A 19,877-nucleotide genomic window follows, 5' to 3' on the forward strand; every position below is an offset into this window, starting at 1 on the left:
ATTCCGACTCATGCATGGAGCCTGTCTATGAACAATCAAAAAGGTTTTACCTTGATCGAGTTGCTGATCGTGGTGGCGATCATCGGGATTCTGGCGACGTTTGCGTTGCCGCAGTATTCGAAGTACCAGGCGCGGGCGAAGGTTACCGCCGGCCTTGCGGAAATATCGGCACTGAAGGTGCCTTTCGAAGACATCATCAACCAAGGCACCAACCCTACTCTTGATCTGATTGGTGGTACGGCGACCACGGGTAATTGCACAATTACGGCATCGGGTACCGCCTCTTCCGGTGCGGGCACTATCGGCTGCACGATTCTCAACGCACCGGGGCCGGTGCTGAGCAAAACCATTACGCTTACACGCACACTCGCCGGTGGCTGGACGTGTGCAACGACGGTCGATCAGGAATACGCGCCTAAAGGCTGCACCGGCGCTTCTGGCGCCTGATCCATTGTCATTCTGCCAATGCCCCGCGTTTCACGACGCGGGGCATTTTTTTGCTCGTCATTTGGGGCGCGACTCAATAATCAAGAAAACCCCCGACAATTCATGGCCTTAGGCCTGTGTTAAAACCCGCAAGTTGCATGTAGATAATTTCGAAGTCATGCATTTTGCATGATTCCGAAAATTACGTTTTTGATTAAGTAATTGATTTACAAGGATTTAATTTTTGACTGGCAGTTGGCACAGCGTTCGCACTATCCCTGATAACCCTGCTGACAAGACACGCAGCAGACTTTCCAGAAAAACAGGAGTTACTCGTATGAAGAAGTTCGCTATTGCTGCTGCTACTGCTACCGCGCTGACCCTGACCATGGCCAACGCTGCAATGGCGCAGACCACCCAAACCACCCAGTCCCCTATGGTGCTGGCCTCCGGTGAAGTGACCAAAGCCAAAGAGGCTACTTCCGATACCTGGATCACGACCAAAGTCAAAGCAGACCTGGTGACCGAAAAAGGCATTCCAGGCACCGACATCAAAGTCGAAACCAACAAAGGCGTAGTATCGCTGTCGTCCACCGTTGCGGTGACTGACGCTCAAAAAGCAATCGCGGTGGCTATCGCCAAGAAAATCAAAGGCGTCAAAGCGGTATCCGCTGACGGCCTGAAAGCCGAGTAAGGCAAGGCTTCTCGCCTGGACCGGGAGAAGGCGCGGTAGGCGGGCCGAGTCATACGTCTGCCGCGACTTGAGAGTTCATGCGAAAGTCCACAAGGACGTGGCCATAACAGGCCCCGGCATTCGTGTCGGGGCCTGTTCTATTGGGAACAACGCAAAAACAACTGTGGGAGCGAGCCTGCTCGCGATTGCTGACTTCCATTCGACACACACGTCGAATATAAGACCGCTATCGCGAGCAGGCTCGCTCCCACATTGGATTGTGGTGGATTCAATTCCCACGCTTGCTGGTGATTTGAACCAACCGATTCCCCTCAAAGCGCAGGTACTGGTACATCCCGCTGTTGGGCCCGTAGGTCCATTCCTCGACCTGAAACTCTTCGCGCCGATTGGCGCTACGCTTGTAGCCCAACACGTCGCGGGCAATGGGCTCTCCGCATTTCTGCAGCACTTCGCCGGACCTGTCCCCTACGCTGATCAATTGACTGCCACAGCGTAAGGTATCGGCCGCCGCTGCCTGACCGGCAGCCAGCATCAGGGCCAGATTCAGAAGCCAGCGCGCGCCCATCACTCGGCATCCAGATGCAAGGGGGTAATAACGCGGCCATCGCTTTCTGCCTCACCGAGGCTGGCGTCGACGAAGTACACGCGGTCATCGGCCAATTGACCCTTGTCCACCAGATAATCCTTGATGCTACTGGCCCGTTCCTGGCCCAGTTGACGCAACAGTACTTCGCTGGAACTCCAGAACTCGATCACGCCTTCGCGCATTTTTTTGCTGCGTTCTTCCTTGCCCAGATCTTTCCATTCGGCTGGAGGCTGGGTCTTCAGGCGTGTGCGGTAGATCCCTTCAAGCAGCGGGCCTTTTTCGCTGTCCGGCACTTGCAGCAATGAGGCCTGGGCCGGCACCTTGTCACCACGGCGCTGGAGCATTTTGTAGTAGTTGTACTGGTATTCCCGCTCCAGGCGTTGCTCGGCAATCAGTGGGCCATCGCTGCTCTTGGCGGCGGTGCCTTCGATTTCCAGGCGCAGGGCCGGACGTTCCTTGAGCGCTTGGGAGAGTTTGTCCAGCGCCGCTTCGGCGTCTTTGCTCAGGTCACTTGAACCCGGTGCGAACGCCACACTGCCCAGATCTTCCGAACCACCGCCGCTGACCAGACCGCCAATCATTTTGAATGGCGCTGCGGCGGCTTTCACGATCAGGTTGCGCAGGGTCTGCCAGATAATCGGCATGACGCTGAACTGCGGGTTGTTCAGGTCGCCGCTCACGGGCAGCTCGATGGAGATCTTGCCGTCGACATCCTTGAGCAAGGCAATCGCCAGTTTCAGCGGCAGGCTCACGGCGTCCGGGCTGTCGACCTTTTCACCCAGTTGCAACTGCTCGACCACCACTTTGTTTTCGGCCAGGAGCTGGCCGTTGGTGATCTTGTAATGCAGGTCGAGATTGAGCCGGCCCTTGCGGATACGGTAACCGGCGAATTTGCCGGAATAAGGTGTCAGGGTGGTCAGTTCCACGCGTTTGAAACTGGTGGCGATGTCCAGGCTGGCCATCGGGTCGAACGGGTTGACCGTACCCTTGATAGTCACCGGTGCATAACGGTCAACCTTGCCTTTGACGTCGACACCGGCCGGTTTTGCCTGCCGGCTGTCGATGGGGCCGATCTGTCCGTTGAGCTGTTGAATGGCCGTGGCGAAGTTCGGGGTCAGGCTGAAGTCGGCGAAGTTTGCCGAACCGTCATTGATGGCAATACCGCCAATGTGGATGCCCAGCGGTTTTGCTTTTCCGGCTGCCGGTTTGGCCGGGGCGGTTGTGGCGCCGGAGTCGGCCGGTTGCGGGATCAGCAGATCATCGATGTTGGTGGTGCGGTCATCGTTGATCATGAAGCGCGCATAGGGCTGGAACAGGTTGACCTTGTCGATCGACAGGCTGTCGCCGTGCTGATAGTTCAGGCCTTCGAGCACCAACTGTTGCCACTTGAGGAAGTCGCGGGTTTTCAGGGTGTCGAGGGTGTGCAGTTGATCGACCTGGGCGCGGCCGGTGACGCTGAACGCCAACGGATCGGTGCTTTTCAGGTCGACCGCCAGATCACTGCCCAGCATGCCGCTGCGCAGTTCAAGGCGAATGAACGGGTTGATGTAGGACTGGGCGACGCGCAGGTCGATGTCCCTGGTCTGCACATTCAGTTTGGCGCTGATCGGGGCCAGATTGACCACGCCGTCCGCTGTGATCTTGCCTTGCTTGCCCACGCCGGTGTCGAGCTTGAGGTTGAAAGGCGAGCCATTGAGGCTGTCGAAATTTTGCAGGTCGAGGTTCAGCGGGCCCAGCTCCAGCGCCACCTCCGGTTGTGCCTTGCGGTCGGCCAGGTGCACTTGATAATTGCGCAGTTGCACGTCTTTGAGCAGCACCTGCCAGGGCTTGCCTGGCGCAGTCGGTTCAGGCTTCGGCGAATCGGCCGCCGCTGGTGCGCTGGTCGGCTCGGCATTGGCTTTTGCGGTCGCTTTGGATGGCTGGCTGGCGAACAGTTTTTGCCAATCGAGTTGCCCATCGGCTTCGAGGGCGGCCCAGGTTTCCAGTTTCTGGCTGCGGATCTTGCCAACCACCACTTGCTGTTTGGCCAGATCCACGGTGGTGTCGCTGATGTCCAGCCGTTCGAGCTTCGCCAGTGGTCGACCGTCCGGAGCCTTGATGGCGAAAGGCGCGACGCTGACGGCGACATTGTTCAGCAGCAGTTCGGTTTGCTTGTCCAGGTTGAGTTTGTAGTCGGTGCTGAGGTTGACGACGCCGTCTTCGAGCACGAGTGGCACAGCATCGCGCACGTAGGGCCAAAAGGACTTCATCTTGCCATCGGTGATTTTCAGCTTACCTTCGGAGGCGATCGGTATCAGGCTGAAGTTACCGGTCCAGTTGAGCTGCCCACCTCCCGGGCCGACGGCCACCAACGTCATGTCGGCACTGTCTTCGGGCAGGGTGCTGAGGTTCTTCAGTTCGAAATCGAGTTTGTCGTAGAGAAATTCGATGGGTTCGCTGGGCCGTGCATCCTCGAAATGTACGGAGCCACTGGCCAGTTTGATCCGCTCCACGCGCAGCGGGAACGGTTTGGCGTTCGGGTCGGTCGGGGTCGGCTCGCTGGCGGGGATTTTGAACAGCCCGAGCAGGTTGAGTTTGCCGTCCTTGCCGAAGAGGATTTCAGTCTTGGGTTTGTCCAGTTCGATATCGGACAGGTGCAGCGCCTTGGTCCACAGGCTGTCGATCTGCAGATTCGCGTAGAGGCGTTCGAAGCCCACTTGTTCCTTGCCCGGCTCGCCGATGACCAGGCCCCAAAGGGTGACTTCGAGGCTGAACGGGTTGAGTTCGATGCGCTGGATCGTGGCGGGCGTCGTGGCGTAGTTGGCCAATTGTTGATTGGCAACCCGCAATGCGATGCCCGGCAAAATCAGAAAACCCAACAGGCTGTAAAGAGCCAGGGCAGTCAACAAGGCGCCGATAGCGCGAATCAATCCTTTGGGCATGTGCGGCTTCATCTGTCGTAATCGGAGTGCCTTGGAGTATGGCATGCGTTTACGGTTCCGAAGCAACCACGCTTTATAGGACTTGTCTGATTATCGGTGCGGATTTTCAGAGCTGCAGGATCAGCGTTTTCAGTGGCGGCTGCTGATCCATCGACGGGAAATCGCTGCCCGGCGTCAGCACGCTCCACTCACGCACCGGGCGCCCGGCCTTCTCCGCACAGCGCAAAACCTGCTCGCGCCAATCGTCCATGCTGACCTTCGCCAGGTTGTTGCAGCAGATCAGCACGCCATCGTCGGCGGTGGTCAGCAGCGCTGGTTTGAGCAGGCTCTGATAGTCGCGCAACAGGTCGACCGTGCCGAACGCACTCTTGGCCCAGGCCGGAGGGTCAAGCAGCACCAGATCGTACTGACGCGGGTCCAGACGTTGATAGCTCGGCAGTTTCTGCCCGCGGCGCTGGCTGATCGGCAGACCGGCCAATTGACGAATCGCCGGGAAATAATCGGACTGGATGAATTGCATCGTCGGCAATTGCGGATTGAGCAGACCGTTCTCACGACCGACCGCCAGATTGCCTTCGGCAAAATCCAGGTTGCACACCTCGCTCGCCCCACCGGCCGCGGCACTGAGGCCGACACCGCAGGTGTAGGCAAACAGGTTCAGCACACTTTTGTTTTTGCTGTGCGTCTTGACCCAGCCGCGAGCGTTGCGCAGGTCGAGAAACAGCAACGGGTCCTGGCCGGCGTGGCGCCCGCGAACCCGATAGTTCAGACCCCATTCGTGGCCGATCAAATCTTGCAGGGCGGCCTCGTCGGCGCGGTAGACGGTGTCTTCGCGGTCGATGCGTGAGTTGCCGCGGGAGCGGTCGTTGTAGACCAGCAGGGTGTCGAGGCCCAGGTGTTGATTGACGGTCTCGTGCAGTTGCAGCAGGGCGTCACGCTCCAGTGCCTGGTGAAAACTCTGCACCAGCAGTTGCGGGCCGTAGCGATCGATGGTCAGGCCGCCGGCGCCTTCCTGGCTGCCGTGGAACAGGCGATAGCAATCGGTGCCTTGCTGATGCAGCTCGGCGAGCAGGTCCTGACGATGATCGAGGGCGGCGCGCAGCGCCTGATTCAAGGAAGACATGCTGGGCGCCTTGCAGGAGGGAATGGGGGGCGCGGGAGTTTAACAGCTTGGACGATGAAGAACCTGTAGGAGCGAGGCTTGCCCGCGAAAGCGGTGTGTCAGGCGACATTAATGTTAACTGTGCCGCCGTCTTCGCGGGCAAGCCTCGCTCCTACAAGGGATGCACAACACGAGCTCATTGGTTCAGGCGTTGATCGATCAGCCCTTGCACCACGCTCGGGTCGGCGAGGGTGGAGGTGTCGCCCAGGCTGTCCAGTTCGTTGCAGGCGATCTTGCGCAAGATCCGTCGCATGATCTTGCCCGAACGGGTTTTCGGCAGGGCCGGGGCCCAATGGATCAAGTCCGGTTTGGCGAAGCTGCCGATTTCCTTGCTGACATGCGCCAGCAATTGTTTCTTCAGTTCGTCGTTGGGTTCGGTGCCATTCATGGGGGTGACGAAGGCATAGATGCCCTGGCCTTTGACGTCGTGGGGGTAACCGACCACGGCGGCTTCGGCGATGCTGTCGTGCAGCACCAGCGCGCTTTCCACTTCGGCCGTGCCGATACGGTGCCCGGAGACGTTGATCACGTCGTCGATGCGCCCGGTGATCCAGTAGTCGCCGTCTTCGTCACGGCGTGCGCCGTCGCCGGTGAAGTAGTAGCCGGGGTAGGGCTTGAAGTAGGTTTCGATCATCCGTTTCGGGTCGCTGTAGACGCTGCGGATCTGCGCCGGCCAACTGGACTTGATGGCCAGTATGCCGCTGCCGGCGCCTTTGATTTCCTTGCCATGTTCATCGAGCAATACCGGTTGCACACCGAACATGGGTTGGGTGGCGCAACCGGGTTTGAGCCGTTGAGTGCTGACCAGCGGGCTGATCATGATGCCGCCGGTTTCGGTCTGCCACCAGGTATCGACAATCGGGCAGCGCTGCTCGCCGACCGTATTGAAATACCATTCCCAGGCTTCCGGGTTGATCGGCTCACCGACGGTGCCGAGTAAGCGCAGGCTCTCGCGGGACGTTTCCTTCAAGGGCTCGGGGCCTTCACGCATAAGTGCACGCAGCGCGGTTGGTGCGGTGTAGAAAATATTCACATGGTGCTTGTCGATCACCTGCCAGAAGCGCGAGGTACTGGGGTAGTTCGGCACGCCTTCGAAGATCAGCGTGGTCGCCCCGTTGGCCAACGGGCCATAGACGATGTAGCTGTGGCCGGTGACCCAGCCGACATCGGCGGTGCACCAGAAAACCTCACCGTCGCGGTAGTCGAGCACGTACTTGAAGGTCATGGCCGCTTGCAACAGATAGCCGCCGGTGGTGTGCAGCACGCCTTTGGGTTTGCCGGTGCTGCCGGAGGTGTAGAGGATGAACAGCGGGTCTTCGGCGTCCATCGGCTCCGGCGGGCAGTCGTCGCTGACGTCGCGCAAGGCCTGGTGGTACCAGATGTCCCGATCGTCGACCCAGTTAATCTGGCCTTGGGTACGTTCGACCACGATCACGGTGTTCACGTTGGGACAGCTTTGCAGTGCTGTGTCGACGTTCTTTTTGAGTGGCACGAATTTACCGCCACGCACGCCTTCGTCGGCGGTGATCACGGTGCGGCAATCGGCATCGAGGATCCGGTCACGCAGCGAATCCGGGGAGAATCCGCCGAATACCACCGAATGAATCGCGCCTATCCGCGCACAAGCGAGCATGGCGTAGGCGGCTTCGGGGATCATCGGCATGTAGATGCACACGCGGTCGCCTTTTTTCACGCCACGGCTTTTAAGCACGTTGGCCAGTCGACAGACGTTGTGATGGAGTTTTTTGTAGGTGATCCGGGCAGATTCGGCGGGGTCATCGCCTTCCCAGATGATCGCGGTTTGATCGCCGCGTTTTTCCAGGTGACGATCGATACAGTTGTAACTGACGTTTAACTTCCCGCCGGCGAACCAGCTCGCCTCACCGGTTTTCAGGTCGTAACGCTGGACGGTTTGCCACGGCGCGCTCCAATCAAGAAAGCGTGTGGCCTGTTCGGCCCAGAAGGTGCTGGGGTGCTCGATGGATTGGCGGTACAGGCGTTGATAGTCGTCTTGACTTAACTGTGCGGCCCGGCGGACGGCATCGGCTTTGGGGAACGTGCTGATATCGAACATGACGGTTCCTTATTCTTGTTGCGACAAGTAATAAAGATGCGCCGAGTGGGGGAAGGGTTCAAGTCAGCTGCCGATCGGTGTGGAAGGTGCCGGCCGAAAAGTTTGTGACCAACGCAAACCAATGTGGGAGCGAGCCTGCTCGCGATGGCGGCAAAACATTCAACATTAATTTGAATGTCAGACCGCTATCGCGAGCAGGCTCGCTCCCACAAGGGTGTGGCGTCAAATCAACCGCGGTGACGACCGCGGAAGTAGTTGATCAGGCCTTGGGTGGAGGCATCATCGGCCGGGGCTTCTTCGCTGCCGACCAGACGGTTATAGACGCCTTTGCCCAGCTCTTTACCCAATTCCACGCCCCACTGGTCGAAGGCATTGATGCCCCAGACCACGCTTTGCACGAAGACTTTGTGTTCGTACAGCGCCACCAGCGCGCCAAGACGACGCGGGCTGATGCGTTCGACCACCAGGGTGTTGCTCGGACGGTTGCCCGGGATCACCTTGTGTGCCGCCAGCTTCTGCACTTCGTCCTCGCTCATGCCCTTGTCACGCAGCTCGGCTTCGGCCTCGGTGCGGGTCTTGCCGAGCATCAGTGCCTGGCTTTGGGACAGGCAGTTGGCGTACAGCCACTGGTGGTGGTCGGACACCGGGTTGAAGCTGACGATCGGCACGATAAAGTCGGCCGGGATCAGTTGGGTGCCCTGGTGCAACAACTGGTGGTAAGCGTGCTGACCGTTGCAGCCGACGCCGCCCCAGATGACCGGGCCGGTATCGGTGGACACTGGCGTGCCGTCCTGACGCACGCTCTTGCCGTTGGATTCCATGTCCAGCTGTTGCAAGTGCTTGGTGATGTTGCGCAGGTAGTGGTCGTACGGCAGGATCGCGTGGCTTTGCGCACCCCAGAAGTTGCCGTACCAGACACCGAGCAGCGCCAGCAGCACCGGCATGTTCTGTTCGAATGGCGCGCTCTGGAAATGCTGGTCCATGGTGTAGGCACCGGACAGCAGTTCCTTGAAGTTCGACATGCCGATGGCCAGGGCAATCGGCAGACCGATAGCCGACCACAGCGAGTAACGCCCGCCGACCCAGTCCCACATCGGGAAGATGTTTTCTTCGCGAATACCGAACGCCACCGCTGCCGCGTTGTTGCTGGAAACGGCGATGAAGTGACGATACAGCTCGGCTTCCGAACCGCCCTGCGCCAGGTACCAGGCGCGTGCGGCCTGAGCGTTTTTCAGGGTTTCGAGGGTGTTGAAGGATTTCGACGAGACGATGAACAGCGTGGTCTCGGCGCGCAGCTTCATGGTCAGTTCGTGGAACTCACTGCCGTCGATGTTCGCCAGGTAATGGCAGCGCACGCCTTTCTGGGCGTAGGACAGCAGCGCTTCGGACACCAGCTCGGGGCCGAGGAACGAACCACCGATGCCGATGTTCACCACGTCGGTGATCGGCTTCTCGGTGTAACCGCGCCACAAACCGTCGTGGATGCGGCCCACGAGGTCGGTGATCTGGTTCAGCACCTTGTGCACGTCGGGCATCACGTTGACGCCGTTGACCGACAGCTTGTCGCCCACCGGGCGGCGCAGTGCGGTGTGCAGGGCGGGACGGCCTTCGGAAGAGTTGACGATTTCGCCCTCGAACAGCGCTTTGATCGCGCCCTTGAGGTCGACTTCGTTGGCCAGGCCCACCAGCAGATTGCGGGTCTCGGCGTTGATCAGGTTCTTGGAGTAGTCGAGAAACAGGCCGCAGCTGCTGAGGGTGAATTGGGTAAAGCGCTGCGGATCGGCATTAAAGGCTTCGCGCATGCTGAAATCCTGCATGGCTTGGCGGTGGTCATTCAGCGCTTGCCAGGCGGGCAGAGCGGTAACGTCGTGAGGGGTGCGGTAGTACGCCATCGCTGCGGTTTTCCTTTTTACTTGAACGGCCTTTTTAACACGAAAAATCCCGGAGAGCCGCGGGTGGGCGTCCGGTCAACTGCGTCGACACGATTTTTGGCGCAGGGCGAATACAGTAAACCTCGCGCTGCAATCTGTCTTGACTTTGTCTGACCTGCTCCCGGTACTTTTTTAACATTTAAACAGGGAGCGGTCCGACAAACGGAAGGCTGAGGGGGGGGCGACTCGATCAGGCGACCTGAACCGGAATGGCATTACTGGTGTGGCTCAGCTCGTTACCCGGTGCCATGTAGAGCATGCGTGGCTTGAAATTGAGCAGTTCGGCTTCGCTGTAATGAGCGTAAGCGCAGATGATCACACGGTCACCGACCTTGGCCTTGTGCGCCGCGGCACCGTTGACCGAAATCATGCGCGAACCTTCTTCGCCACGAATTGCGTAGGTGGTGAAGCGTTCGCCGTTGTCGACGTTATAGATCTGGATCTGTTCGTACTCACGGATGCCGGACAGGTCCAGCCATTCGCCGTCGATGGCGCAGGAGCCTTCGTAATCGAGTACAGCATGGGTGACTTCGGCGCGATGCAGTTTGGCCTTGAGCATGATGGCGTGCATGAGTGTTTCCCCAGGTCGGAATCGAACGGCGGGCAGTTTGCCCGAAGGCTTTAGTGGCAGCAATACGATGTAAGAGCTGTCGCAGATCCAATGTGGGAGCGAGCCTGCTCGCGATGGCGGACTGCCAGCCAACTCAGATGTTGAATGTCATTCCCTTATCGCGAGCAGGCTCGCTCCCACATTTGTTTTGCGGTGTTCAGGCGGAGGCGTCGAGATTCAGATGCAGGTTGTCAATCAACCGCGTCGTGCCCAGGAACGCCGCCACCAGAATCACCAGATCCCGATCTTCCGCCGTCGCCGGACGCAACGTCAGCGCATGGCGAATTTCCAGATAATCCGCCCGCAGACCGGCGGCTTCGAGTTGCTTGATCTGCTCGTTGAGCAGCGTCGGGTAATCCCGCTCACCCTGTTTGATCGCATCGGCAATATGGGTCAGGGTGCGATAGACCACTGGCGCGATGGCCCGCTGTTCTTCGCTGAGGAAACCATTACGCGACGACAGCGCCAAGCCGTCGGCGGCACGCACGGTGGGTTCGCCGATGATCTGGATCGGCATGTTCAAGTCGTGCACCAGGGCGCGAATTACCGCCAGTTGCTGGAAGTCTTTCTGGCCGAAGATCGCCAGGTCCGGCTGGACCATGTTGAACAGCTTGCTGACTACGGTCGCCACTCCTTCGAAATGCCCCGGACGGCTGGCGCCGCACAGGCCTTCGGACAGTTGCGGAACACTGACGCGGGTCTGACCGGCCATGCCGTCGGGGTACATTTCTTCGACGGTTGGCGCGAACAGCAGATGGCACCCGGCCTGGAGCAGTTTCTCCTGATCGGCGGCCAGGGTCCGCGGGTACTTGTCGAGGTCTTCGCCGGCGCCGAATTGCAGCGGGTTGACGAAAATGCTCGCGACCACGAAATCCACCCGTTGGGTGGCTTTGGTAATCAGCGCGATATGCCCGCTGTGCAGGTTGCCCATGGTCGGCACGAAGCCGATGCGCTTGCCTTCGCTACGGGCACGGGCCACGGCGGCCCGCAGTTCGCGTACGGTTTTTACGGTGTTCATGCAGAGAATCCGTGTTCGATACCTGGGAAAGTCGCCGCTTTGACTTCAGTGACGTAAGCGCTCAGGGCAGCCTGGATGCTGGGTTGGCCAGTCATGAAGTTTTTTACGAATTTTGGCACGCGGCCGGTAATGGACAAGCCCAGCATGTCGTGCAGTACCAGCACCTGGCCGTCGGTGCCATTGCCGGCGCCAATACCGATCACCGGGATCTTCACTGCCTGAGTGATTTCTTCGGCCAGCTCGCTAGGCACGCATTCGAGCAGCAACATCGCCGCACCGGCCTGTTCCAGGGCAATCGCGTCGGCACGCATCTGCCGCGCCTGGTTTTCGTTGCGGCCCTGGACTTTATAGCCACCGAGGATGTTGACCGATTGCGGTGTCAGCCCCATGTGCGCGCACACCGGGATGCCACGTTCGGCCAGCAGACGGATCGAGTCCGCGAGCCACAATGCGCCTTCAACCTTGACCATGTGCGCACCGGCCTGCATCAACAGGGCGCTGTTGGTCATGGTTTGTTCGAGGGTGGCGTAGGCCATGAAGGGCAGGTCGGCGAGGATCAGGGCATCGGCGTTGCCGCGTTTGACGGCTGCCACGTGGTAGGCCATTTCAGCTGTGGTCACCGGCAGGGTGCTGTCGTGACCTTGCAAAACCATGCCGAGGGAGTCGCCCACCAGCAGCACTTCGACCCCGGCCTCATTGCAGGCGTGGGCGAAGGTCGCGTCATAGCAGGTCAGCATGGTGATCTTTTCACCTTTCTGCTTGAGGCTCTGGAGCGTGGTCAGGGTGATGGCTGGCATGAAAAAAATCCTCATTACAGGCGCTGTGGAAACTACTGCGAGTAACGCGCGTGATTCGTCATTTATACAGGCGCACCTTCTTTCGTGGTGCTTGTAAGGCCTGGATTGCGCCCTTTGGCGCCGCGTTGGCGGCAGCGGGACGCCTATAGTCGTGAGGAGAACCCGGGAAGTCAATTGCGTGTGTTACCGCATTGTTACGTGTGGGGTGTTACCGACGTTACTGATGCGATTCAGCAGGTTGGCAAGGATGATTTGCAGATTGTTGTCCGACAAAAAACCAATGTGGGAGCGAGCCTGCTCGCGATAGCGGTCATTCAGTCAACATCATTGTTGAATACCAGTCCGTTATCGCGAGCAGGCTCGCTCCCACAAGGAGTATTTGTCAGGCGTGAGAAATGCGTTCCAACCCGACGAACGGGCAGGCGGCGAGTAATGCTGTGAGGGTGCGGCCATCGGCCAGGCGCAGATCCGCCGGTGCCAGCTCGGCCAGCGGATACAGCACAAAGGCCCGTTCCTGCAGGTGGTAGTGGGGGACTTTGAGGCGCGGCTCGTCGATCAGGCGATCACCGAACAGCACGATGTCCAGATCCAGTGTGCGTGGGCCCCAGCGTTCAAGGCGCTCACGGCCTTGCCCGTTCTCGATGGCTTGCAGTGCATCAAGCAGGTCCAGCGGTGCGAGGCTGCTGTCGAGGGCGGCGACCGCGTTGGTGTAACGCGGTTGGCCGGGCAGCAGCGAGTCGCTTTGATAAAACGCTGAAACGCCGACCAGTTGGGTCTGCGGCAACTGCGACAACGCCTCGATAGCGCTGCGCAACTGTTCGGCGGGGTCAGCCAGATTGCTGCCCATGCCGATGTAGATGCGTTCCATGGCTTACTCGCCCGTGGCGCTCGGTGCGCCGGCCGCGCGTTTGCGCTTGGCACCGCCGCTGCGGCGACGTTTGCGCGGAGCGCCGGTACCGTCGTCCTTGCCGCTGAGGTCGCGGATCATGTCCCGGCGTTCGCTGTCGTTGGCGTCCTGATAATCGGTCCACCATTCGCCCAGGCCATCGGTCTGTTCGCCTGCGCTTTCACGCAGCAGCAGGAAGTCATAACCGGCACGGAATCGCGGGTTGTCGAGCAACAGGTCGGCGCGTTTGCCGCTGCGCCGTGGCAGGCGCTCCTGCATGTCCCAGATCTCGCGAATCGGCATGGTGAAGCGTTTCGGAATGGCGATGCGCTGACACTGTTCGGCGATCAGCTCATGAGCGGCTTCCTGCATCGCCGGAATCGGCGGCATGCCGCGCTCTTGCAGGCGCAACACGCGAGCCGGCAGGGCAGGCCAGAGCAGGGCGGCAAACAGGAACGCCGGGGTGACCGGTTTGTTCTGCTTGATCCGCAGGTCCGTGTTGATCAACGCTTCGCTGATCAGCGTGTGGGTGTAGGTCGGGTTGTACTCCAGCGCTGCCGCACTGGCCGGGAACAACGGGTCGAACAACTGCAGGTCGACCAGCATCTCGAAGGTGTCCGCGGCATGGCCGGAGAGGAACAGCTTGAGCACTTCCTCGAACAGACGGGCCGACGGGATCTCGCGCAGCATCGGCGCCAGTTCGCGGATCGGCACGGCGCTGTGTTTTTCGATGCCGAAATTCAGCTTGGCAGCGAACCGCACGGCCCGCAGCATCCGCACCGGGTCTTCCTGGTAGCGTTGCTTCGGATCGCCGATCAGGCGGATCAGGTGATTACGGATGTCGTGTACGCCATTGGCGTAGTCGAGGATGCGCTCGCTGACCGGGTCGTAATACAGGGCGTTGATGGTGAAGTCGCGGCGTTGCGCGTCTTCTTCCAGGGTGCCGTAGACGTTATCGCGCAAGATGCGCCCGCTTTCGTTGCGGGAAGACTGGTTGCTGTCTTCCTCTTCGTCATTTTGCGGGTGATTGGCGCGAAAGGTCGCGACTTCAATGATTTCGCGACCAAAGTGGATATGCACCAGCTTGAAGCGACGACCGATGATCCGCGCGTTGCGGAATTCGGCGCGTACTTGTTCAGGCGTGGCGCTGGTGGCGACGTCGAAATCTTTCGGCGTGATGCCGAGCAGCATGTCGCGCACACAGCCGCCGACCAGGTAAGCCTGGTAACCGGCGTTCTGCAGGCGTTCGACGATGTTGACCGCGTAACGGCTGAATTGCGCCTTTTGCAGCGAATGTTGGCCGCTGTTGAGCACTTCAGGCGTGCTGCGGATGTGTTGCGTATGACGCTTGGGAGAACGGAATGACTGGAACAGCTTCTTCAGCATGGGATGCACTGTTTGAAGGAATGTTCGGCCATAACGAAGAATGACCGCATGATGGGCCGGGATTCTAGCATTTAGTCAGGGGATGGTGTAGGACACAGCAGATATGAGCTGTAAGGCGCAAGCTTCAAGCCACAAAGTGGGCAGATTTGAGAGGTTTTTCGAATCGCAGAAACCACAAGGGGAGCCGAAGCTCCCCAAGAAGTAGTTGCATGCTCTATTTTTATTATTGGTTTCGGGCTTCTTGTTTTTGTTGAGCGCCCTCGTCATGAAGTTTTCCTTCATGACCCTCCCAATCGGGAGCCAAGAGCAAACGGATTGCTTTGGTCGCTGTGCTGCAATGATCTTGCGATCCAACCAGTTCAGGCACTGTCTTAGGACAGTTTTTATTATTCTCGGCCTGGTCGTGGGGCACGCCCCAAATACAACGCCTCTCCAAAAGAATCAGTTAGCTACGCCTCTCGCCGTCTTGTTTTTATTGTGCGTGAGTCGATTCGTCTTATTTTTATTGTCTTGTGCATTGCTTGTTATTGTTCTTGTACTAAACATATAGCAGGGTGCGTGCCAACTTTTGTGAGGCCTAGTAAAACAAGGGGTTAGGCAGGCTGATGGTGTTTTTCGAGGCCCAAAAAAACCGGGGCTTCGTTACCGTAAGCCCCGGCTTCTGTTACGTGAAAAGATTGAGGTAACAGTTTTTTCACAATGTCATGTGTTACCCGCACATCCGACAGGCGCGGTTCAGCTTTCGCTGGCCACCCCGGTCTTGCGTCGCGGGATGCCCAGGCGCTGACGACGTTCCCACAAGCATTTGCGGCTGACCCCGAGTTTGCGGGCCAGTTCGGTTTCGGTCATGTGGTCCTGATGCTCGAGAACGAAATGCTGGAAGTAGTCTTCCAGGGACAGGTCTTCGGTCGGTTCATGGCTGTTGTTACCGGCACCGTTGCCTTGTTGCGGTGCCAGGCCGATGAAGTCATCGTCTTCCAGATCGCTGAGTTCGATGTCGATGCCCAATAGCTCGGCGGAAATTTCCGGGCTTTCGCACAGGATCACTGCGCGCTCGACCGCATTTTCCAGTTCGCGAACGTTACCGGGCCACGAATAATGCCGAATCGCCTGCTCGGCATCGGCGGCGAATTTCAGATCGGTGCGACCGACCCGAGCGCTCTGCCTCGCGAGGAATGCATTGGCTATTTCATTGACGTCCGCGCCGCGTTCGCGCAGGGCCGGCAGTTTCAGGGCGATTACGTGGAGGCGGTAATACAAGTCTTCACGGAACTGGCCGATCTTCGCCAGGCTCTTGAGGTCCCGGTGGGTCGCGGCGATCAGGCGTACATCGACCTTCTGCGACTGCACCGAGCCGACCCGGCGGATTTCACCTTCCTGCAACACCCGCAACAGGCGGGCCTGGGCTTCCAGTGGCAGTTCACCGATTTCATCGAGGAACAAGGTGCCGCCATCCGCCGCTTCCACCAGGCCGGCACGCCCGGCGCTGGCACCGGTGAACGCGCCTTTTTCGTGGCCGAACAGTTCGGACTCGATCAGGCTTTCCGGGATGGCCGCGCAGTTCACCGAAATCATCGGTGCCTTGGCGCGCTTGGAGAGATTGTGCAGGGCGCGTGCTACCAGTTCTTTACCGGTACCGGATTCGCCCTGGATCAGGACATTGGAATCGGTCGGCGCGACTTTGCGGATCTTGCTGTACAGGTCTTGCATCGGCGGGCAGGAGCCGATGATGCCGATTTCGCCATTGCTATTGTCGACACCGTTTTTCGCGGCGCCATTGGTCGCTTTACCGACGACCGGCTCACCGCTGACTTGCGCCGATTGCCGGTCCCGCAGGATTCGCGCGACGGCCTGGAGCATTTCGTCGTGATCGAAAGGCTTGGCGATGTAATCCACCGCGCCCATCTTCATTGAGTCGACGGCCGAACGCAGGCTGGCGTAACTGGTCATGATCAGCACCGGAGTGCCCTGGCCCAGTTTGATCAACTCGGTGCCAGGCGCGCCCGGCAGGCGCAGGTCGCTGACGATCAGGTCAAATGTGGGGATGCTGAAACGCTCTTGTGCTTCCTGCACGGATCCGGCTTCGCTGACCTGGTACTGGTTACGTTCCAGCAAGCGGCGCAAGGCGGAGCGGATAATTGTTTCGTCTTCGACGATCAAAATGTGCGGCATTGATTCGATACTCTCGACGGTCTCAGTTCACAGCGGACGTCGCTTCGACATGACGCGGTAAAGTCACCCGGATACGGGTGCCGCGTTGGCTTTGAACATCAGCCGGGCTGTCGATGGTGATTTGTCCATAATGCTCTTCAACGATGGAATAGACCAGTGCAAGGCCCAGACCGGTGCCTTCACCAGGATCCTTGGTGGTGAAGAAAGGTTCGAACAGTCGGTCCATGATGTTCGAGGGAATACCGCTGCCTTCGTCTTCGACGATCAGATCGACCGTGTGTTCGCCGGCTTCGCTCTTGACGCGCACCGCGCTGCCTGGAGGCGAGGCGTCGCGGGCGTTAGAGAGCAGATTGATCAATACCTGAGCGAGCCGCTGCGGGTCGCCTTCGACCCAGTGATCGGGGTCGCACAGGTTGTAGAACTGTACTTCGAAATTGCGCCGGTTCAGGGCCAGCAGGCCGATGGCATCCTGGGCCACTTCCGCCAGACAGACGGGCTCGTCGCTGTGCTGATGACTGCCGGCGTGGGCGAAGCTCATCAGCGACTGAACGATGCGTGACACGCGCTTGGTCTGCTCGAGAATCTGCCCGCTGATCTCCTTGAGTTCGGCGTCTTCCTCACGCTCTTCACGCAAGTTTTGCGCGAGGCAGGCAATGCCGGTAATCGGGTTGCCGATTTCATGGGCCACGCCGGCCGCCAGTCGGCCGATGCTGGCCAGGCGTTCGGAGTGCACCAGTTTGTCTTCGAGCATCTGGGTTTCGGTCAAATCTTCGACCAGCAATACCAAACCGCTGTTGCCCGGCGCCAGCGGTTCGTCGATCGCCGCTTTGTGCAGGTTCAGCCAGCGGGTCTGGCCGTCGAGGGCCAGGTGCTGTTTGTGCAGGTGCTCGTCGGGCAGATTGATGAAGCCTTGCAGCAGCTCTTTCCACGGATCGGCAATGGTGCTCAGGCGCGAACCGACCACCCGCTGCGCGGCAATCCCGGTCAGCTCCTCCATGGCTTTGTTCCACATGAGGATTTCCTGATCCTTGGCCAGCGAGCACACGCCCATCGGCAATTCCTGCAGGGTCTGGCGGTGGTAGCGGCGCAAGGCATCGAGTTCGGCGGCAAGACCGGTCAGGCGCGAATGGTAATCCTCAAGCCGACTTTCGATGAAGTGAATGTCTTCGGTGACGTAGTTTTCGCCGCCGGCCTTGTAGGGCAGGAAGGTTTCCACCATGTCCTGCGCCACGCTCGGCCCCATCAGGCCGGACAGGTTGGCTTCGATACGGTCACGCAAACGACGCAAGGCATATGGGCGGCGTTCATCGAACGGCAGATAAAGATCGCGCAGCGCCTGTTCGACTTCTTTCTGTGCAGCCTTGGCGCCCAATGGTTTTGCAAGCTGCGTGGCGAATTCCTGCGGCGAGGCGGCATGCAATTCGCGGCGTTGCGGACGTCGCACGTTGTCCACGGCGCAGGCTTCGGCGGCGCTGGCCTCTTCGGGGCTGGCGTTGGTGAACAGTGAGATCAGGGTGAACATCAGCACGTTGGCGGCCAGCGAGGCAATTGCTGCCATGTGCCAACTGGTGTCGTCCAGCACGTAGATCATGTTCAGCAGCGGAATGTAGAAGCCTTGCAGATTGCCCACCAGCGGCAGCAGCATGGTCACCAGCCACACCAGAATTCCCGCCAGCAGACCTGCGATGAAGCCGCGACGGTTGGCGGTCGGCCAGTACAGCACCGACAACACACCCGGCAGGAACTGCAACGTGGCGACAAAAGCGACGATGCCGAGGTTGGCCAGGTCTTGCTCGGCGCCCAGCATCAGGTAGAAACCGTAACCGGCCATGATGATGGCGACGATCAGCGCCCGGCGGGTCCACTTCAGCCAACGGTAGATATTGCCTTCGGCCGGCGGCTGATAGAGCGGCAGCACCAGATGGTTCAGCGCCATCCCCGACAGCGCCAGCGTGGTGACGATGATCAGGCCGCTGGCCGCCGACAACCCGCCGACATAGGCCAATAGCGCCAGGGCTTTGTTGTTGGCGGCGATGCCGATGCCCAGCGTGAAATATTCCGGATTGGTCGTGGCGCCGAGTTTCAGCCCGGCCCAGAGAATCAGCGGCACCGCCAGGCTCATCAGCAGCAGGAACAGCGGCAAGCCCCAGCTCGCACTGACCAGCGAGCGCGGGTTGAGATTTTCGGTAAAGGTCATGTGGTACATGTGCGGCATCACGATCGCCGAGGCGAAGAACACCAGCAGCAGCGTGCGCCACGGGCCTTCCTGCAAGGGCGTGTGCAGGGCGGCGAGGGCGGTCTGGTTTTGCAGCAGCCACAGTTCCAGCTGTTGCGGACCGTCGAACACGCCATACAGCGCATACAGGCCGACGCCGCCAATCGCGATCAGCTTGATGACCGACTCGAAGGCAATCGCAAACACCAGGCCTTCATGTTTCTCGCGGGTGGCGATGTGGCGCGAGCCGAAGAAAATCGTGAACAGCGTAATCAGCGCGCAGAAGCTCAGGGCCACGCGATGCTGCACCGGTTCGTGGGTGAGGATGCCGATGGAATCGGCCACTGCCTGAATCTGCAACGCCAGCAATGGCAGCACGCCGATCAGCATGAAAATCGTCGTCAGCGCACCGGCCCAGGTACTGCGGAAACGGAACGCAAACAAGTCGGCCAGGGACGAGAGTTGATAGGTGCGGGTGATTTTCAGGATCGGGTACAAAAGCACCGGTGCCAGCAGAAACGCCCCGGAAACCCCGAGGTAGCTGGACAGAAAACCGTAGCCGTACTGATAGGCCAGGCCCACCGTGCCGTAAAACGCCCAGGCACTGGCGTAAACGCCCAGCGACAGGGTGTACGTCAGTGGGTGGCGGATGATCGCCCGGGGGATCATGCCCCGTTCACTGATCCAGGCCACACCGAACAGCACCGCCAGGTACGCGGCGCTGATCAGGATCATCTGGGTCAGGCTAAAGCTCATCGGCATCTTTTTGGCTCTGCAGGATGAAGGTCACGACGATCAGAATCAGCCAGAGCAAATATGGGCGATACCAGGCGCCAGTGGCGTCGATCCACCAATCCATGATGGCTGGGGAGAACAGATAAATCCCCACTACCAGGAGCAGGACCAAGCGATAGATGTACATCCCGGCCTCTCTTTTTTATGCGTGTGCCCGAAAACGTGCGGCGATGGTAACGGATGGGCGCGCCACTGCAAGTGGCA

General features: G+C 59.5%; 15 protein-coding genes. 2 read left to right on the plus strand and 13 right to left on the minus strand.

The genetic code is table 11. From position 1 onward, the window contains the following. Nucleotides 1–27: 27 nt before the first annotated feature. Entirely contained in the window at nucleotides 28–447 is a 420-nt protein-coding gene (locus KGB14_RS09625; protein ID WP_223485980.1) for a pilin, read from the plus strand. A 316-nt stretch (nucleotides 448–763) separates the two neighbouring features. Beyond that, entirely contained in the window at nucleotides 764–1,120 is a 357-nt protein-coding gene (locus tag KGB14_RS09630; protein ID WP_223485982.1) for a BON domain-containing protein, read from the plus strand. Nucleotides 1,121–1,388: 268 nt separating this feature from the next. Here the strand turns inward: KGB14_RS09630 and KGB14_RS09635 are convergent, their stop codons facing one another. The 13 genes from KGB14_RS09635 to KGB14_RS09695 all read right to left on the minus strand — a co-directional run bounded on the left by KGB14_RS09635 (nucleotide 1,389) and on the right by KGB14_RS09695 (nucleotide 19,800). Further along, nucleotides 1,389–1,685 (minus strand): DUF2845 domain-containing protein, encoded by a 297-nt coding sequence (locus KGB14_RS09635; RefSeq protein ID WP_223485985.1) that lies wholly within the window; start codon nucleotides 1,683–1,685, stop codon nucleotides 1,389–1,391. After that, nucleotides 1,685–4,639 carry a DUF748 domain-containing protein gene (locus tag KGB14_RS09640; protein ID WP_223485987.1) on the minus strand — a complete coding sequence of 985 codons (2,955 nt, stop codon included), beginning with the start codon at nucleotides 4,637–4,639 and terminating at the stop codon, nucleotides 1,685–1,687. The genes KGB14_RS09635 and KGB14_RS09640 overlap by 1 nt, the downstream gene beginning before the upstream one ends. A gap of 94 nt (nucleotides 4,640–4,733) precedes the next feature. Then, the gene (locus KGB14_RS09645) at nucleotides 4,734–5,750 is read right to left on the minus strand and encodes a class I SAM-dependent rRNA methyltransferase (protein WP_223485989.1); all 1,017 of its coding nucleotides are present in this window, start codon (nucleotides 5,748–5,750) and stop codon (nucleotides 4,734–4,736) included. 175 nt (nucleotides 5,751–5,925) lie between these two features. Next, entirely contained in the window at nucleotides 5,926–7,863 is a 1,938-nt protein-coding gene (gene acs, locus KGB14_RS09650) for an acetate--CoA ligase (RefSeq protein WP_223485991.1), read from the minus strand. A gap of 227 nt (nucleotides 7,864–8,090) precedes the next feature. After that, nucleotides 8,091–9,755, minus strand: coding sequence for a glucose-6-phosphate isomerase (gene pgi / locus KGB14_RS09655; RefSeq protein ID WP_223485993.1), 1,665 nt, complete (start codon nucleotides 9,753–9,755; stop codon nucleotides 8,091–8,093). 229 nt (nucleotides 9,756–9,984) lie between these two features. Then, nucleotides 9,985–10,365 carry an aspartate 1-decarboxylase gene (gene panD / locus KGB14_RS09660; RefSeq protein WP_003228271.1) on the minus strand — a complete coding sequence of 127 codons (381 nt, stop codon included), beginning with the start codon at nucleotides 10,363–10,365 and terminating at the stop codon, nucleotides 9,985–9,987. Between the two features lie 196 nt (nucleotides 10,366–10,561). Further along, complete coding sequence (gene panC, locus KGB14_RS09665) at nucleotides 10,562–11,422, minus strand: pantoate--beta-alanine ligase (protein ID WP_223485995.1); 861 nt, start codon at nucleotides 11,420–11,422, stop codon at nucleotides 10,562–10,564. Further along, entirely contained in the window at nucleotides 11,419–12,219 is an 801-nt protein-coding gene (panB, locus tag KGB14_RS09670) for a 3-methyl-2-oxobutanoate hydroxymethyltransferase (RefSeq protein WP_223485997.1), read from the minus strand. The genes panC and panB overlap by 4 nt, the downstream gene beginning before the upstream one ends. 382 nt (nucleotides 12,220–12,601) lie before the next feature. Then, nucleotides 12,602–13,087, minus strand: coding sequence for a 2-amino-4-hydroxy-6-hydroxymethyldihydropteridine diphosphokinase (gene folK, locus KGB14_RS09675; protein ID WP_223485999.1), 486 nt, complete (start codon nucleotides 13,085–13,087; stop codon nucleotides 12,602–12,604). 3 nt (nucleotides 13,088–13,090) lie between these two features. Then, nucleotides 13,091–14,491: a polynucleotide adenylyltransferase PcnB gene (locus KGB14_RS09680; protein ID WP_223486001.1), complete on the minus strand. Its 1,401-nt coding sequence runs from the start codon at nucleotides 14,489–14,491 to the stop codon at nucleotides 13,091–13,093. A 735-nt stretch (nucleotides 14,492–15,226) separates the two neighbouring features. Continuing rightward, complete coding sequence (locus KGB14_RS09685) at nucleotides 15,227–16,663, minus strand: sigma-54-dependent transcriptional regulator (protein ID WP_223486004.1); 1,437 nt, start codon at nucleotides 16,661–16,663, stop codon at nucleotides 15,227–15,229. 22 nt (nucleotides 16,664–16,685) lie between these two features. Further along, nucleotides 16,686–19,640, minus strand: coding sequence for a sensor histidine kinase (locus tag KGB14_RS09690; protein ID WP_223486006.1), 2,955 nt, complete (start codon nucleotides 19,638–19,640; stop codon nucleotides 16,686–16,688). Then, nucleotides 19,624–19,800 (minus strand): hypothetical protein, encoded by a 177-nt coding sequence (locus KGB14_RS09695; protein WP_003176118.1) that lies wholly within the window; start codon nucleotides 19,798–19,800, stop codon nucleotides 19,624–19,626. Before KGB14_RS09695 ends, KGB14_RS09690 begins: the two co-directional genes overlap by 17 nt. Between the last annotated feature and the right edge of the window lie 77 nt (nucleotides 19,801–19,877).

The sequence above is a fragment of the Pseudomonas sp. A-RE-19 genome, assembly GCF_019956555.1.
GTDB lineage: Bacteria > Pseudomonadota > Gammaproteobacteria > Pseudomonadales > Pseudomonadaceae > Aquipseudomonas.